Origin of the sequence: Rhizobium sp. SG741 (genome assembly GCF_012275435.1) — a bacterium.
Lineage (GTDB): Bacteria > Pseudomonadota > Alphaproteobacteria > Rhizobiales > Rhizobiaceae > Rhizobium > Rhizobium lusitanum.
On the sequence record NZ_JAAZQP010000006.1, the window covers coordinates 208,939 to 224,220 of the forward strand.

Here is a 15,282-nt window from a genome sequence, read left to right on the forward strand (position 1 = left end):
GTTTCGTATTTGGGAGGAGACCATGAAACTGAGTGACATTCATGCGAATGGCACAGGCTGGCTGAAATGACAGAGCTCGGGGGCGCGTTGATCGGTTGCGGCTTCTTCGCAGTCAATCAGATGCACGCATGGCGAGACGTCAAAGGTGCCCATATCGTTGCGATCTGCGATCGCGATCCGGAGCGACTGAAGATCGTCGGCGAGCAGTTCGGCATCGAACGGCGCTATACGGATGCGGCCGCGCTCTTTGCCGACGGAGGCTTCGATTTCGTCGATATCGCGACGACGGTGCAGAGCCACCGTACCCTGGTCGAAATGGCAGCCGCGCACAAGATCCCGGCAATCTGCCAGAAACCCTTCGCAAAGACGCTTGATGATGCCAAGGCGATGGTCGATGCCTGCTCCCGAGCCGGTATTCCCCTCATGGTGCATGAGAATTTCCGCTGGCAGACACCCATTCAGGCCGTGAAGAACGTCCTGCTATCGGGCACGATCGGTGAGCCCTTCTGGGGCCGCTTTTCCTTCCGCTCAGGCTACGATGTCTTTTCCGGCCAACCCTATCTCGCCGAAGGCGAGCGTTTCATCATCGAGGATCTCGGCATCCATACGCTCGATATCGCCCGCTTCATTCTCGGCGATGTCACTTCGCTCACAGCCCGCACGAAGCGGGTCAATCCGAAGATTAGGGGTGAGGATGTCGCGACCATCCTGTTAGACCACGAAAGCGGTGCGACATCGATCGTCGATGTCAGCTATGCTACCAGGCTCGCAATCGAACCCTTCCCGGAAACGCTGATCGAGCTCGACGGCCCGAAGGGAACGATCCGGCTTTCGCAAGGCTATCGCCTCGAAGTCAACGGCCCCGACGGCATGACCGTCTCTGATGCTTCGCCGCGGCTTTTATCCTGGGCTTCGCGCCCCTGGCACAACATCCAGGAGAGCGTGCTGGCGATCCAGCAGCACTGGGCCGACCGTCTGGCGGATGGCGGCGAGACCTCCACGTCCGGGGCCGATAATCTCAAGACTTTCGCGCTTGTCGAGGCGGCTTATGAGAGTGCCGCCAGCGGTCGCGCCGTCGATATCCGGACAATGCTGCGATGACGACCGGGATCGACCCGTTTCAGCTCTATGGAACGCGCGAGACGGACACGCCGCCGGTGCGGCTGACCGCCGGCAGGCTGGCTGTCGACTTCAAGGACGGCAATCTGCGTACCATCAGCTACGACGGCGCTGAAGTGCTGCGCGCGGTTTCCTATCTTGTCCGCGACCGCGATTGGGGCACTTACGCCCCGTCTATCAGCGACCTACAAATTGATCAGCGTCCGGACGCCTTCGCCGTCAGCTATGTCGCGCGCTGTGCCGGACCTGGCGACACGGAGCTTGCAATTGATGTGCGGATCACCGCTCAGGCGGGTGAACCTCTGATCTTGGAGGCCGAAGCCCTTTCTCGAACCGGCTTCGAGACGAACCGCTGCGGCTTCTGCATTCTCCATCCGATCGTCGGCGTCGCGGGCATGCCGGTTTCGATCGAGCATGTCGATGGCCCCAGCGAGGAGACGCAGTTTCCCGATCTCATCGCGCCGTGGCAGCCTTTCAAAGACATGCGCGCGATCACACACCGCGTGACCCCAAGCGTGACGGCAGAATGCCGCATGGAGGGCGACATCTTTGAAATGGAGGATCAGCGCAACTGGTCGGATGCGTCCTACAAGACTTATGTCCGTCCCCTCGCCTTGCCCTGGCCTTATCGCATATCGGCGGGTGAGCCCATTCGGCAGCGGATCGTTCTCAGTATCCGCGATAGGGGGCACCCATCGATCGCTCCAACATCGCGTTCCGCAGAAAATGGCTCCATCACACTTTCGAGCGGTAGCAGAAGCGGCGTCATGCCCCCGGTCGGGCTTATCATCACGCCGCAGGAAGCGAAGGCAACGCTTGCGGCCCGCGACAGGCTTGCCGAGATCGGCCCGCAGGAACTGCTGTTCCATTTCGATCCCGACGCCGGCCATGGTGCCGATGCCTTCAAATCCTTCGCTGCCGTCGCCGCGCTTCATTCCAGCGGCTCGACGCTGGAAATTGCATTACCCTGTCGACAAACACCGCTTGCCGAAGCAACGCAGATCGCGAGCCGGATGCAAGCGGCCGGTTTCAATCCCGATGCGATCGTCATTTCTCCCTCTATCGACCGACAATCGACACCACCGGGCAGCGAATGGCCGGAATGCCCACCGCTGGAAGAGGTCTATGCCGCCGCACATGCAGCCTTTCCCGGCATGCGTCTCGGCGGCGGGATGCTGAGCTATTTCACAGAGCTCAATCGCAAGCGGGTTCCAGCCGGTCCGCTCGATTTCATTACGCATTGCACCAATCCGATCGTGCATGCGGCAGACGATCTCAGCGTCATGCAGACGCTTGAGGCATTGCCGTTCATTACGCGCTCCGTGCGCGCCATCTACGGCAACAAGCCCTATCGCATCGGCCCTTCGACCATACCCATGCGCCAAAACCCCTATGGCAGCCGCACGATGGACAATCCGGATGGCGGACGCATCGCCATGGCCAACACCGATCCCCGGCACAACGCCCGTTTCGGCGAAGCCTTCGCTTTCGGCTATGCCGCCCGCGTACTCGATGTCGGATTGGAATGCCTGACGCTCTCCGCACTGACCGGACCTTTCGGCCTTATCGCCGGCAAGAACGAACCGTCCCCGGCCGGCGCCACCCGCCCGATCTTCAACTCGGTCGCGACGCTGGCCCGCCTTGCCGGCAGCCAATGGCGCGAATGCATATCGTCCGACCCGACCTCAGTGCTTGCTTTCGTCACCGCGCGAACCGGCGAGCGGCGGCAACTGCATCTGGTCAACATTACCCCCGCACCGCGCCGGATCGAACTTGGACCCTTCCGTTCCGTTGACCAGCCCAAAAGCGATGCCCTCACGCTCGGAGCCTACGCGGTCACTTCAGCGACTTTGACGGATTGACGTGAACCCGCAGACGCGCATGTTAGTCCCAACAATCGCAGTGATTTGGGAGGACCGGCGTGAAGACGAAGAAACTGATCAACGAGGGTGCGGCCGCCGTCGACGAGATGCTGGCCGGCATTCTGGCAGCCCATCCCCGCCACCTTCGCGCTCTGGAAGGGTCGCCCCGTTCGATCGTCGCCAAGCATGGGCCGCGGCCCGGCAAGGTCGGCATGGTCATCGGCGGCGGCTCGGGACATGAGCCGAGCTTCCTTGGTTTCGTTGGCAAGGGACTTGCCGATGCAGCCGCGATCGGCAACGTCTTCGCCTCGCCGCCGCCCGACCCCATCATCGAATGCGCCAAGGCCGTCGACGGCGGCGTCGGCGTGCTGTTCCTCTATGGCAACTATGCCGGCGACGTCATGAATTTCGACATGGCGGCCGAGATGCTTGCCATGGATGATGTGGAGGTACGCACCGTCGTCACGACCGATGATATTGCTTCTGCCCCGCCGGAGCAGAAGGAGCGCCGGCGCGGTGTTGCCGGCAACGTCTTCGTCTTCAAGGCGGCAGGTGCGGCTTGCGATATGATGTATGGCTTCGACGAGGTCGAACGCGTTGCGCGATGGGCCAATGAGCGGACTTTTACGATGGGCGTCGCGCTTTCTCCCTGCTCCCTGCCGCAGACCCGGAAACCCAATTTCGAACTCGGGGCCGATGAAATGGAGATCGGCATGGGCATTCACGGCGAGCCGGGCGTTGCGCGCGGCCCGCTGAAGCCGGCGGATGAGGTAACGAGCGAGCTGGTCGGTAAGATCCTTCACGAAATGAAGCCCGCCCGCGGCGACCGCGTTGCCGTGCTCATCAATTCGCTGGGCTCGACGCCCCTCATGGAGCTCTACATCCTGATGCGCAAGGTGAAGATGATGCTCGATGAAGCGGGCCTGGTCATCCATTTGTCGCTGGTCGGCAATTACTGCACCTCGCTGGAAATGGCCGGCGCCTCGATCACGCTGATGCATCTCGATGACGAACTCCAGCGACTGATCGATCACCCCTGCGATTGCGCCATGTTCCGCTCCGGTGAGGCCCTGCAATGACGACTGTGACGGTTGAGGATCTGAAATCGCTGTTTACCCGCATCGCCGAGGCGATGACGCGCGAAAAGGATCGCCTATGCGAGCTGGACGGCTTAATCGGCGACGCCGACCATGGTATCGCCATGGAACTCGGATTTGCCGCTGCAGCCAAAGCAGTTTCAGGGCTGGATGCAACGACGGTCGATCCGACGCTCGTGTTCAACACGGCCGCCAAATCCTTTCTCAATGCTGTCGGCGCCTCTTCCGGACCGCTCTACGCAACCGCGCTGATACGCGCCGGCGCATCAGCGAAGGGAAAGTCATCGCTGAACGACGACGATATGGTCGAGATCTTCACGGCTTTCGCCAAGGGGATTCAGGACAGAGGCAAGGCGGAGGTCGGCGAAAAGACGATGGTCGACGCATGGGCGCCTGCCGCGATAGCCTGCCGAGCCGCGCGTGACCGAGGCCAGCCGCTTGCCGCTTGCCTGACCGCCGCCTTGGAGGCTGGGAAAGCGGGAGCCGACGCAACCAAGGAGATGATCGCCGCCAAAGGCCGCTCGTCCCGGCTTGGCGATCGCGCCTTGGGACACATGGATCCTGGAGCCGCTTCGGCGGTGGTGATCATAGCGTGCCTTCATATTCATTTCACGTCATAATGATGATGAGCTCATCATACCAGTTGACATGCTGATATCTATTTGCCAAAACCGCCCTCAGCTTAGCTCGGAGGAGGATTGAAGATGGCTATCAGTTGGAAATATGCGCGTTGGTTCGGCGCGGCTACGATTGCCGCGGCAGCTCTGGTGGGGACCAATGCCGCCGCGGAAGACCTGACGCTGTGGACGCTGAACTTCGACAATGGCGGCGCCAACACCGCCCTCAAGAAGGTGGCAAGCGACTTCGAAGCCGCCAATCCCGGCACTCATATCCAGATCGTCCAGCGTGGGGTCGATGAACACAAGACCGCCCTTCGCGTGGCGGCCGGTTCCAGCAAGGGTCCGGATATCTATTTCAGCTGGGCCGGTCTCGGTCTTGGCGGCGAATATGTGAAGGCCGGCCTGTCGCTGCCGCTGGACAAATATTACACCCAGTACAAGTGGAGCGACGAACTGCTTCCTTCGGCGGCCGCCTTTGCCGACCTCTATCCGGGCGGCAAGCACGGCGTTCCCTTCACCTTCAAGGGTGAGGCCATCTACTACAACAAGAAGCTCTTCCAAAAGGCCGGTATCACTCAGGAGCCGAAGACCTACGAAGAGCTGCTCGCCGACGCGGAGAAGCTCAAGGCTGCCGGAATTCCTGCCTTCACCTTCGGCGGCTCTGTCAACTGGCATGTGATGCGCCTGATGGACGTACTGCTCGAAACCAAATGCGGCGCCGACAAGCATGACGCGCTAATGGCCATGAAGACCGACTGGACCAAGGAGCCTTGCGCCACCGACGCCTTCACCGAATTCGCCAAATGGACCAGCGATTATACGCTGAAACCCTTCATGGGGATCAGCAACCAGCAGTCTTACACGCTGTTTGTCGCCGGCCGCGCCGCGATGATGCTGGAGGGCGACTGGCTTGTCAGCCAGCTGAGCGGCAGCGGCGTTAATCTCGACGATTACGGCATCGTGCCGTTCCCGACGAACACCAACCGGCTCTACGGCTTTGCCGAATACAACTACGTCAGCACCAAAAGCAAAAGCCCGGACCTTGCCGCCAAGTTCCTCGACTACTTCCTGTCGACCAAGGTCCAGCAGGATCTCGTCGGGCAGATCAGCTCGATCTCGGTCAACAAGAACGTTCAGTATGCCAACCAAAAGCCGCTCGAAGCAAAATGGCTGGATATCTTCAAGACCTACGGCAAGGTCTACATGAACGGCGACCAGGCCTTCCCGCTCGATGTCACGACGGAGTATTTCCGGGTGATCAACGATGTCGCGGCCGGCAACATCAAGCCGGCGGATGCGGCCAAGCAGCTGCAGACCTTCATCTCGGGCCGCACCTAATCTTCGAGGGAGGCCGCCGCCCCGATCACCGATCGCGGCGGACGGCTTCCCTCACCTTCGTGCCACGCGCCAGCCGTCGCCGGGAGCAATCAGAATGTCACTCCGAAACCGAACCCATGATCCCCGCGTCCAGGCGCTGATCCTGCTCGCTCCGGCCATGCTGATCTATGTGATCTTCGCACTGTATCCGATGCTGAACGTGGTGGTTCTGAGCTTCCAGAAGTGGAACGGGCTTGCCCCGCAACGCCCCTTCGTCGGTCTTGCAAATTATCAATATATCTTCACGCAGGACCCCGTCTTCTGGGTCGCCTTCAGGAACACGGTGATCTGGACGATCATGTGCGTGATCTTCCCGCCGATGGTGGGGCTTCTGCTGGCGCTCAGCCTCAACCAGAAGCTCTTCGTCCGCAACACATTCCGCGCCATCTTCTATTTGCCCGTCATCATCGCGCCGATCGCGGTCGCGACCATGTGGAAGTGGATGTATGATCCGTTCTTCGGCCTCTTCACCGAGATCCTGACCTCGATGGGGCTGCAGAGCTGGATACAGGACTGGCTCGGAGACAAGAGCGTTGCGCTCTACTCCGTCTTCGTCGCTTATCTCTGGCAGTCGGTCGGTTTCTCCATGGTCCTGTTTCTCGCCGGCCTGCAGAACGTCTCGCAGACGCTGGTCGAAGCTGCACGCATCGACGGCGCAGGTCGTTGGAACATCTTCAGATACGTCACGCTTCCCGCACTTCGCACGACGATCACCATCGTGCTGGTGCTGTCCGTAATCTCATCGCTCAAGGCTTTCGACATCGTTTATGGCCTGACCGGCGGTGGACCGGCGCAATCTACGCAGATGCTGGCGCTCTGGGCTTTCACGCAGGCGATGCAGATCTTCGATTTTGGCCGCGGCGCTGCGATCTCCGTCGTCCTGCTGCTGATCACCATCGCCGTCGTCATCCCCTATCTGCGCTGGACGCAAAAGCATGAGGAGGCCGAGCAATGACGGCAACATCGGCGACCTCCATGTCCGACGGCTTCGAGACCGTTGCTGTCGCAAAGCCCAAACGTGACCCGATCCTGATCGCGTTATGGATCACGCTGCTCGTCGTCGCGCTGATCTGGCTGGCGCCCTTCATTTTCATCCTCTTCACCTCGCTGAAGACGCAGGCAGCGGTTACCAGCACGGGGGCTTTCATGCCGCCGACCGATCCTGCCTTCGAGAATTATTCGAATGCCTGGGGACGCGGCAATTTCGCCAGCGCCTTCCTCAACAGCGCCATCATCACTGTCATCAAGGTGCCGCTCGGCCTCATCCTGTCGGCCATGGCGGCCTATGCTCTCGCCAAGATCCGCTTGCGATTTAGCAAACTGTTGCTGCTTCTCGTCGTCTTCGGCACCATGATCCCCTTTCAGGTTATGCTGGCGCCGCTGTTCACGCTCGTCAATTCGCTTGGCCTGATCGACACCTATCCCGGCGTCATCCTCCCCTATATCGCCTTTGGCGTGCCCTATCAGGTCTTCATCCTGCACGGCTTCTTCAAAGGCATCCCGAAGGAGCTTTCCGAGGCCGCACTGATCGATGGCGCCAGCCACTTCACCATTTTCCGCCGGATATTTCTGCCGGTCTGCCTACCAGTGCTCGCGGCCCTGCTGATCCTGGATTTCGTCTCGACATGGAATGAATTCGCCATGGCGCTGGTGCTGCTGCAGGACCAGCACATGTGGACGCTGCCGCTCGGGCTCATGTCCTTCCAGGGGCAGTTCTCCAACGATTACGGGCAGTTGAACGCGGCAATCGTCATGACCGTGCTGCCGGCAACCATCGTTTATCTGATCTTCCAGCGCTATTTCGTCTCCGGGCTCACCTCCGGCGCGGTCAAGGGCTGAACGGTCACATCATCCATACATATCGAGGAGAACATCATGTCCAACGCGTCCGTCGAAAAATGGGGTGTCTTCGAGGCGGCCTTCAACGGCCCTTCGGGCGGCAATCCCTATCTCGATGTGGCATTCGATGCCGTCTTCAGCCAGCACAGCCGCGAGATCCGCGTGCCGGGCTTCTATGACGGCGACGGCGTCTATCGCGTTCGCTTCATGCCGGACAATGAAGGCGAATGGTCGTTCCGCACGCGTTCGAAGAGTACAGAACTCGATGGCAAGACCGGCTCGTTCGTCGCCACCAAGCCTTCGGAGGGCAATCATGGCCCGGTGCGCGTGCGCAACAAATTCCATTTCGCCTATGCCGACGGCAAGCCTTTCCTGTCCTTCGGTACCACCTGCTATGCCTGGACGCACCAGCCGCTCGACATGCAGGCGCAAACGCTCGAGACCTTGAAGCAGGCCCGTTTCAACAAGATCCGCATGGGTGTGTTCCCCAAGGACTATCCCTACAACGTCAACGAACCGCTTTACCCCTGCTTCGAAAAGGGTACCGATGGCAAAGAAGATTTCGACAGGCCTAACCCGGTCCTCTTCCGCCATTTCGAAAAGCAGGTCGCAGCCCTGTGCGATCTCGGCATCGAAGCCGACATCATCATGTTCCATCCCTATGACCGCTGGGGCTATGCCGACATGTCGGCCGAGCAGGATTTCCGCTATGTCGCCTATCTCGCCGCCCGTCTTGCCGCCTATCGCAACGTCTGGTGGGCGCTTGCCAACGAATATGATTTCCTTCTCGACACCAAGCCGATGTCGCAGTGGGACCGCTACTTCCACATTCTCGAAGAGAACGATCCCTACGGTCACCTGAAATCCATCCACAACGGCGAGCAGACGATGAATTTCGATCATCGCAAGCCTTGGGTCACGCATACCTGCATCCAGAACTGGGATGTGAAGCGGACCCAGGAATGGCGCGACGCCTACGGCAAGCCCGTCGTCAACGACGAGCCGGAGTATGAAGGCAACATCATCCAGTCCTGGGGCAATCTGACCGCGCAGGAACTGGTCCATCGCTTCTGGATCACCATGACACGCGGCGGCTATGCCGGCCACGGCGAAACCTATTCGCATCCGGAAGACCTCATCTGGTGGGCCAAGGGCGGCGAGCTTCGCGGCGAGGCATGGAAGCGCATCGGCTTCCTGCGCGAGCTGCTGGAACAGGACGTCGTCAACGGCCTCGAGCCGATGGCGGGTACCGGCGAATGGCCCTGGACGCGCGTCTCCGGCGCTCGTGATGGCGATGTCAGCTACATCTATCTCGGTGAACACCAGCCGATCATCTGGTCGACGGGCCTGCCGAAGGACGGCACGGACTATGACGTCGACATCATCGACACATGGGAAATGACGATCAGGCCGGCCAAGAAGGTGGAGGCGCCGATCCCTCACCCGACACGGCACGGCGCGATCGTGCGCGGCGGCAAGGCGGATGCGGCTTTCGGCGTGGAATTACCGGGCAAGCCTTGTCAGGCGCTGCGTATCCGGAAGAAGCATTGATCCAAGGGAAGAATTTCATGTCCGGATTGACCATCAAGAACGTCAGGAAGTCCTACGGCGCCGTCAATATCATCCATGGCGTCGATGTCGAAATCTCGGACGGCGAATTCGTCATTCTTGTCGGGCCGTCGGGCTGTGGCAAGTCGACGCTGCTGCGCATGATCGCGGGACTCGAAGATATTACCGGCGGCGAGATCTCGATCGGCGGACGGGTCGTCAACGACCTGCCGCCGAAGGATCGCGACATCGCCATGGTGTTCCAGAACTACGCGCTCTACCCGCAGATGACGGTCGCGGAGAACATGGGCTTTGCGCTGCAGCTTGCCGGCGCCAAGCGCGCCGAGATCGACCGGAAGGTCGGCGAGGCCGCGAATATCCTCGGGTTGCAGCCGCTGCTGGGTCGCAAGCCGGCACATCTTTCCGGCGGTCAGCGCCAGCGCGTCGCCATGGGCCGCGCCATCGTGCGCGATCCGAAGGTCTTCCTCTTCGACGAACCGCTCTCCAATCTCGATGCCAAGCTGCGCGTGAAGATGCGCGCCGAGATCAAGGCCCTGCATCAACGCCTGAAGACAACGATCGTCTATGTCACGCACGACCAGATCGAAGCGATGACCATGGCCGACAAGATCGTCGTGCTGCAAGGCGGCAAGGTGGAACAGGTCGGCTCGCCGCTGGAGCTTTACGATCGTCCGAAAAATGTTTTTGTCGCGGGTTTTCTCGGCTCGCCGGCGATGAACTTCCTCGAAGGCCGGATCACCGGCGGCGCGACGCCGGCGCTCACCCTGCCGTCCGGAACCCGCATCCCGCTGGCGCACGTCCCGGCCCAGGCAGACGCCCGAGACATCATCCTCGGCATCCGTCCGGAAGACATAGCCTTTGCGAGCGATGACGGCATCGCCGCGACCGTGAGCGTGATCGAGCCGACCGGTTCCGAGACCCATGTCGCGCTTGATCTGGAAGGCAGGGAAATCACGTGGGTTATGAGGGAACGCGCCGAGCTTACGCCCGGCCAGATCGTGCAGATTTCCCTGAAGTCGCCGAACCTTCACTTCTTCGACAAGGTCACCCAGCAGCGGTTGTGAACTATCTGGGCCGCTGCGCGCGCATCATCGCGACGTGCGCTTGCGGGCGTCGCTCATGACCAGGAAGACCCGTTTGATGAACGCATCGCCGTCGAATTGCCGCGCAGCGCCCTCGGCAACATGTTCGGGGCGATCGAATATGAAGGCTTCGAGATTGACGACGGGCAATTTCAATCTGGTTCGCACCTCGCCGATCATTGCCGTATGCGTGATCACCAGCTGACAACCGTTCGGCTCGAACCATTCCTGGATACCGGTCGCCGGCATGGACGCCACCGTCAGCCCCTGCTCCGACAGAACAGAACCGATGCGGGAAGCAACCTGCTGATTATCCAGACAGATCAGCACATCGGTTTGGGACTGGGACGACGAATAGTCTGAAAGCATCGGGCGGCCTCTCGTTCAAGCTGGGGCGAATATACCGATTCGGATGTAACGCGGTATTATAAGTTGTTACATTTTGTTGCAGGACAGTGGCTGCCCTGAAAAGCGGTGTTTGTCCGCGAAAAATTACGCGGCAAATTTTAAAAATATGCCGCAACATAACCACACACACGCGATCCCGGAAGGCTGGTTTCCTACGCTCATCGAGCGTGGAAACAAAAAGGGCCTGCTTTGCGAGAGAACCGCGATGAGGAATCAAGCTGTGCCACAGGTGTGCGCGGCACGCTGATGGGTACGCGCCGCTTTCTCACCGGACGCCTCTGCATCTATGGGTCAGCTGTCTTGCCTGCAATGCCGCCTTCAGCCTCATCGGGGCCGGCCCCCGTCAGTTCATAATCTTCAATCTGCTGACATTGCCGGCATTTTCGGCGAGATCTTTTCAAGACACGTCCCTTCGGGCCGCTGAAAGCCGTCCGTCTCGCCGCAAAGCGAGCCAATCAGCGGCAGCCTGTAGACCGCTGATCGGATATCTGATGGACTTGCTCGTCGCATGCTACGCCATGACCGTGTTCGTCGACAATCTGGCGACGGGATCGAGTGTGCTCGGCAGCTTGCGCTGATGCCAAAGAATGCGGCCAGGCTATCTGGAAAAACGCTCCGGCCGGAAATCGGCCAGAAGCGGGTGGCGCTTGCCGGTCGCGATCTCGTCGGCAAGCAACTCGCCGGCAATCAGGCCGAGGGTCGCGCCGCTATGGCTGAAGGCGACGAAATAGCCCGGCAGCGCCTGCAGCTCTCCGAAGACCGGCTCGCCGTCGCCGGGAATGGGCTTGGGGCCGACGCCGTAATCGCCGATTTCGAGCTTCGGATTGCCCTCCAGCACCTTGGAGGCTTCCTGCAGCAGACCTTCGAGCGTCGAGGACTTGATGTCGTAACTGCCGTCCGCATTCACGATGACTTCCTCCTCGGACCACGCAGAATCCAGCGCGAAAGCACCATCCGGCGTGGGCCGGATGGCAACGCGGGGCGTATTGAGCACGGCCTTCAGCGGGTGATCGATCGGCTTCGTCCTGACCAGAAGCGCAATCGGCGTCCCATCGCCGATATGCTGGCCGGCCTCCGCGACGATCGCCGGCACCGCGCCGCCTGCGGCAAGCAGCACCGCATCGGCCTGCCAGCGGGTTCCGTTCGATGTGGTGACACCGCGGACACGGCCGTCCTCGACGTCGATCGTCGCGCGACCGGCATCGGTGACGATTTCACCGCCCAGCGCCACAAATTCCTCGGCGAGAACGCCGATCAGCAACGGCAGATCGACCCAGCCCTCGCCCGGATTGAAGATTGCGCCCTGCGGTGTCACCGAGCGCGCATCGACGCCCGGCGTCGTCCCGGCGATGTTTTCGGGGGCAAGCAATTGCGCGTGATAGCCAAGGTTACGCTCATAGTCGAAGACCGCGGCGATCTCGTTACCGGCATCGTCGGCATCCCAGGTCAGGCCGCCGTCGAAGCGCAGCCATGCGGCATCCGGATATTTGGCAGAAAGCGTGCGATAGCGATCGATACCGGCAAGACGCAGCCGATGATAGGCGTCGGAGCGACGACGCGACGAGTTGAGCCAGGCAAGCGAGCGGCCTGATGCACCGTTTGCCAGCGGGCCGTCGTTGATGATGGTCGTGCGAATACCGAGCCGCGCAAGATGAACCGCTGTTGAAACCCCGAAGATACCGCCGCCGACGACAATGACTTTCGAAGGACGAGTGGGAGCATGCATGTTGAGTAACCTTGTCTACAATGGATGTTGCGATCGAAAGGCTGCCGAAATTCTCGCCAGCCCTGCTTGTCAGAGAACCTCGGCGAGGAAGCGCTTCAGCCGCTCGCTTCGGGGATTGTCGAAGATCTGCCCAGGCGGGCCTGCCTCGACGATGCGGCCCTCGTCCATGAACACGACCTGATCGGCGACCTTGCGGGCAAATCCCATCTCGTGCGTGACGACAGCCATCGTCATGCCCTGACGTCCGAGATTGGCCATCAGATCGAGAACGCCCTTGACCAGTTCCGGATCGAGCGCGCTCGTGACCTCATCGAAGAGAATAACCTCGGGATCCATGGCGAGTGCGCGAGCGATCGCAACGCGCTGCTGCTGGCCGCCGGATAGGCTCGCCGGCCGGTGATCCTTGCGTCCGGCGAGACCGACCTCCGTCAGACGCATCTCGGCGATCCGACGTGCCTCGCCTTTCGGCATCCTCTTGATCTTGGTCAGCGACAGCATGACGTTTTCAAGCGCGGTATGATCGGGAAACAGATTGAAATGCTGGAACACCATGCCGACGCGACGACGCAGGCTTTCCGGCTTCATCGCCAGGATGCTTTCGCCGTCCAGCAGGATGTCGCCCCCCTTGGGTTCGACAAGCCTGTTAAGGCATCGCAGCAGTGTCGATTTGCCGGAGCCCGACGGGCCGATAATGCAAGTCACCGTGCCCTTGGCGATATCGAGGTCGACGCCCTTCAAGACATCGAGATCGCCATAGGACATGCTGAGATCGCTGACCTTGACGGCCCCCCCCGTGAAACGCGCCGCACCGGCACCGTTTGCGGGCTGCGTACCCGACGCCGCCGCCAGTTCAGTGACTTCGACAAGCCCGCTGGCGGCACCCGAGCCCTGACCCTGCCGCCCGAGGCGCAAACGCGCATCGATATAGTTGACAAGATGGGTGAGCGGAACGGTGATCACCAAATAGAAGACGCCTGCAAGTAGCAGCGGCGAGAGATTTCCGGTCACGACTGCCTGGTCCTGGCCGACGCGGAAGATCTCGCGCTCCGCCGCCAATAGCCCAAGAAAGTAGACCAGGCTCGAATCCTTGACGTTGCCGATGAACTGGTTGACGAGGGCCGGCAGGACGCGCCGCACGCCCTGCGGAATGATGATCAGCCGCATCCCTTGCCCGTAGCTCATGCTCAGCGCGCGGCAGGCCTCCATCTGGCCGCGTTCGACGCTTTGAATGCCGGAACGGAAAATCTCGCCGATATAGGCGCCTGCGATCAGGCTGAGCGCGATGATCCCTAACGGAAATGGCGACGGGCCGAAGAGGGCGCGGCCCATGCGTGCAAAGCCCTGACCGATGATCAGGATCGTCACGATTGCCGGCAGGCCGCGAAAGATGTCTGTATAAATGCGCGCTGGCAGGCGCAGCCATCGCGATTGCGAGATGCCCATCACCGCCAGCACCATTCCGATGACGACTCCGAGCACTGTGGAGGCCGCCGCCAGGATCAGCGTGTTCTTCAAACCGACGGTGATCATGCTCGGCAGGACTTCCGCCATCGCATCCCAATCAAGGAAGCTGCGGCGGAGATTTTCTAGCCAGTCCATTCAATTCCCCATGAAATTCTCGAGAGCAGGCGGATGCTCCGCCCGGCAAGCCGGGCGAAGCGCGGCCTTACTTCTTGGGAAGATACTGGTCCGGCATCGGCGAACCCGGGAACCACTTTTCGTAAAGCGTCTTCCAGGTGCCGTCCTGCATCGCGTCATGCAGCCCCTTGTTGAGCGCCACACGGAAGGCATCATTGCCCTTCTTGACGACGAATCCTGCCGGCGCGTCGAAGGACGGAATGTTCACGGCGATCTTCAGCGCGGGATAGCGTTCGCCATATTGCTTGGCGGCTTCATAATCGAGGAAATGCGCAGCGACGGTGCCATTGTTGAGTGCCGCGACCGCCGAATTATTGTCCGGGAACTTGACCAGGTCCGTTCCGGTAAAATTCTTCGTTGCATAGATCTCCTGCAAGGTGCCCTGCACGACGCCGAGGCGCTTGCCCTTGAGTCCGGCGGCGTCCTTGATTGCGGCGTCGGAGGTCAGAACCGAAAGATAGCCGGCAAGGTAACCGTCGGAGAAATCCACCGTCTTCTTGCGTGCCTCGGTGGTTCCGATCGCCGCGACGGCGACGTCGAAACGCTCATTGGCAACCGATGGCAGCAGGGCCGAGAACTCCTGGCCGGTGAAGGTCACCTTATCCTTCGGAAAGCCCATGCGCGAGACGACGTTGAGGAACAGTTCGATATCGAAGCCGCTGAACTGACCGTCGGCCGTGGTAAAGGCATAGGGCTTGGAGTCGCCCATGGTGCCGACGCTGATGACGTTCGGATCGATGAGATTATAGGGATTGTCGGCCGCGACAGCCGGGCCGACGCTTGCCGCGACGAGATAGGCCAGCACGCCCGCGCGCAAGGGCGCCGCGATGGCTGAGAAGATGCCAGATATTTTCATGTTCGTTCTCCGCTCTGAAAGGATGCTCTTATCGGCATTCATGCATTCTTCGCCCACACCCCTGATCGACTATCAAAAGGGATATCTGG

13 protein-coding genes are annotated in these 15,282 nt (G+C 60.7%); 9 read left to right on the forward strand and 4 right to left on the reverse strand.

Annotation, left to right across the window (positions count from 1 at the left end):
• Nucleotides 1-66: 66 nt before the first annotated feature.
• The 9 genes from FHT29_RS17455 to ugpC all read left to right on the forward strand — a co-directional run bounded on the left by FHT29_RS17455 (nucleotide 67) and on the right by ugpC (nucleotide 10,547).
• On the forward strand, nucleotides 67-1,101 hold the full coding sequence (locus tag FHT29_RS17455) for a Gfo/Idh/MocA family oxidoreductase (RefSeq protein WP_047561338.1): 1,035 nt from the start codon (nucleotides 67-69) through the stop codon (nucleotides 1,099-1,101).
• Nucleotides 1,098-2,981 carry a hypothetical protein gene (locus FHT29_RS17460; RefSeq protein WP_047561341.1) on the forward strand — a complete coding sequence of 628 codons (1,884 nt, stop codon included), beginning with the start codon at nucleotides 1,098-1,100 and terminating at the stop codon, nucleotides 2,979-2,981. Before FHT29_RS17455 ends, FHT29_RS17460 begins: the two co-directional genes overlap by 4 nt.
• Before the next feature lie 59 nt (nucleotides 2,982-3,040).
• Nucleotides 3,041-4,060, forward strand: a complete 1,020-nt coding sequence (locus FHT29_RS17465) for a dihydroxyacetone kinase subunit DhaK (protein ID WP_047561343.1) — start codon at nucleotides 3,041-3,043, stop codon at nucleotides 4,058-4,060.
• Nucleotides 4,057-4,698 carry a dihydroxyacetone kinase subunit DhaL gene (gene dhaL, locus FHT29_RS17470; RefSeq protein ID WP_047561345.1) on the forward strand — a complete coding sequence of 214 codons (642 nt, stop codon included), beginning with the start codon at nucleotides 4,057-4,059 and terminating at the stop codon, nucleotides 4,696-4,698. The genes FHT29_RS17465 and dhaL overlap by 4 nt, the downstream gene beginning before the upstream one ends.
• Nucleotides 4,699-4,782: 84 nt before the next feature.
• Entirely contained in the window at nucleotides 4,783-6,036 is a 1,254-nt protein-coding gene (locus FHT29_RS17475) for an extracellular solute-binding protein (RefSeq protein WP_047561347.1), read from the forward strand.
• 94 nt (nucleotides 6,037-6,130) lie between these two features.
• Nucleotides 6,131-7,030, forward strand: coding sequence for a sugar ABC transporter permease (locus FHT29_RS17480; protein ID WP_047561349.1), 900 nt, complete (start codon nucleotides 6,131-6,133; stop codon nucleotides 7,028-7,030).
• A gap of 20 nt (nucleotides 7,031-7,050) precedes the next feature.
• Complete coding sequence (locus FHT29_RS17485; protein ID WP_174157205.1) at nucleotides 7,051-7,914, forward strand: carbohydrate ABC transporter permease; 864 nt, start codon at nucleotides 7,051-7,053, stop codon at nucleotides 7,912-7,914.
• Nucleotides 7,915-7,950: 36 nt separating this feature from the next.
• Complete coding sequence (locus FHT29_RS17490) at nucleotides 7,951-9,465, forward strand: DUF5060 domain-containing protein (protein ID WP_168599922.1); 1,515 nt, start codon at nucleotides 7,951-7,953, stop codon at nucleotides 9,463-9,465.
• Nucleotides 9,466-9,482: 17 nt separating this feature from the next.
• The gene (gene ugpC, locus FHT29_RS17495) at nucleotides 9,483-10,547 is read left to right on the forward strand and encodes a sn-glycerol-3-phosphate ABC transporter ATP-binding protein UgpC (protein WP_168599923.1); all 1,065 of its coding nucleotides are present in this window, start codon (nucleotides 9,483-9,485) and stop codon (nucleotides 10,545-10,547) included.
• Between the two features lie 24 nt (nucleotides 10,548-10,571).
• On the opposite strand, the gene FHT29_RS17500 is transcribed toward ugpC, so the two are convergent.
• The 4 genes from FHT29_RS17500 to FHT29_RS17515 form a co-directional block, all read right to left on the reverse strand.
• Nucleotides 10,572-10,934 (reverse strand): hypothetical protein, encoded by a 363-nt coding sequence (locus FHT29_RS17500; protein ID WP_037197418.1) that lies wholly within the window; start codon nucleotides 10,932-10,934, stop codon nucleotides 10,572-10,574.
• A gap of 637 nt (nucleotides 10,935-11,571) precedes the next feature.
• The gene (locus FHT29_RS17505) at nucleotides 11,572-12,699 is read right to left on the reverse strand and encodes an FAD-binding oxidoreductase (protein ID WP_047561356.1); all 1,128 of its coding nucleotides are present in this window, start codon (nucleotides 12,697-12,699) and stop codon (nucleotides 11,572-11,574) included.
• Between the two features lie 69 nt (nucleotides 12,700-12,768).
• Complete coding sequence (locus FHT29_RS34950; RefSeq protein WP_168599924.1) at nucleotides 12,769-14,298, reverse strand: amino acid ABC transporter permease/ATP-binding protein; 1,530 nt, start codon at nucleotides 14,296-14,298, stop codon at nucleotides 12,769-12,771.
• A gap of 67 nt (nucleotides 14,299-14,365) precedes the next feature.
• Nucleotides 14,366-15,193 carry an ABC transporter substrate-binding protein gene (locus FHT29_RS17515; RefSeq protein ID WP_168599925.1) on the reverse strand — a complete coding sequence of 276 codons (828 nt, stop codon included), beginning with the start codon at nucleotides 15,191-15,193 and terminating at the stop codon, nucleotides 14,366-14,368.
• Nucleotides 15,194-15,282: the final 89 nt, after the last annotated feature.

What these genes read in the sequence shown, in the direction of transcription:
- FHT29_RS17455 (WP_047561338.1), top strand. Translation starts at nt 67, where the DNA reads ATGACAGAGCTCGGGGGCGCGTTGATCGGTTGCGGCTTCTTCGCAGTC.
- FHT29_RS17460 (WP_047561341.1), top strand. Translation starts at nt 1,098, where the DNA reads ATGACGACCGGGATCGACCCGTTTCAGCTCTATGGAACGCGCGAGACG.
- dhaL (WP_047561345.1), top strand. Translation starts at nt 4,057, where the DNA reads ATGACGACTGTGACGGTTGAGGATCTGAAATCGCTGTTTACCCGCATC.
- FHT29_RS17475 (WP_047561347.1), top strand. Translation starts at nt 4,783, where the DNA reads ATGGCTATCAGTTGGAAATATGCGCGTTGGTTCGGCGCGGCTACGATT.
- FHT29_RS17480 (WP_047561349.1), top strand. Translation starts at nt 6,131, where the DNA reads ATGTCACTCCGAAACCGAACCCATGATCCCCGCGTCCAGGCGCTGATC.
- FHT29_RS17485 (WP_174157205.1), top strand. Translation starts at nt 7,051, where the DNA reads ATGTCCGACGGCTTCGAGACCGTTGCTGTCGCAAAGCCCAAACGTGAC.
- FHT29_RS17490 (WP_168599922.1), top strand. Translation starts at nt 7,951, where the DNA reads ATGTCCAACGCGTCCGTCGAAAAATGGGGTGTCTTCGAGGCGGCCTTC.
- ugpC (WP_168599923.1), top strand. Translation starts at nt 9,483, where the DNA reads ATGTCCGGATTGACCATCAAGAACGTCAGGAAGTCCTACGGCGCCGTC.
- FHT29_RS17500 (WP_037197418.1), bottom strand. Translation starts at nt 10,934, where the DNA reads ATGCTTTCAGACTATTCGTCGTCCCAGTCCCAAACCGATGTGCTGATC.
- FHT29_RS17505 (WP_047561356.1), bottom strand. Translation starts at nt 12,699, where the DNA reads ATGCATGCTCCCACTCGTCCTTCGAAAGTCATTGTCGTCGGCGGCGGT.
- FHT29_RS34950 (WP_168599924.1), bottom strand. Translation starts at nt 14,298, where the DNA reads ATGGACTGGCTAGAAAATCTCCGCCGCAGCTTCCTTGATTGGGATGCG.
- FHT29_RS17515 (WP_168599925.1), bottom strand. Translation starts at nt 15,193, where the DNA reads ATGAAAATATCTGGCATCTTCTCAGCCATCGCGGCGCCCTTGCGCGCG.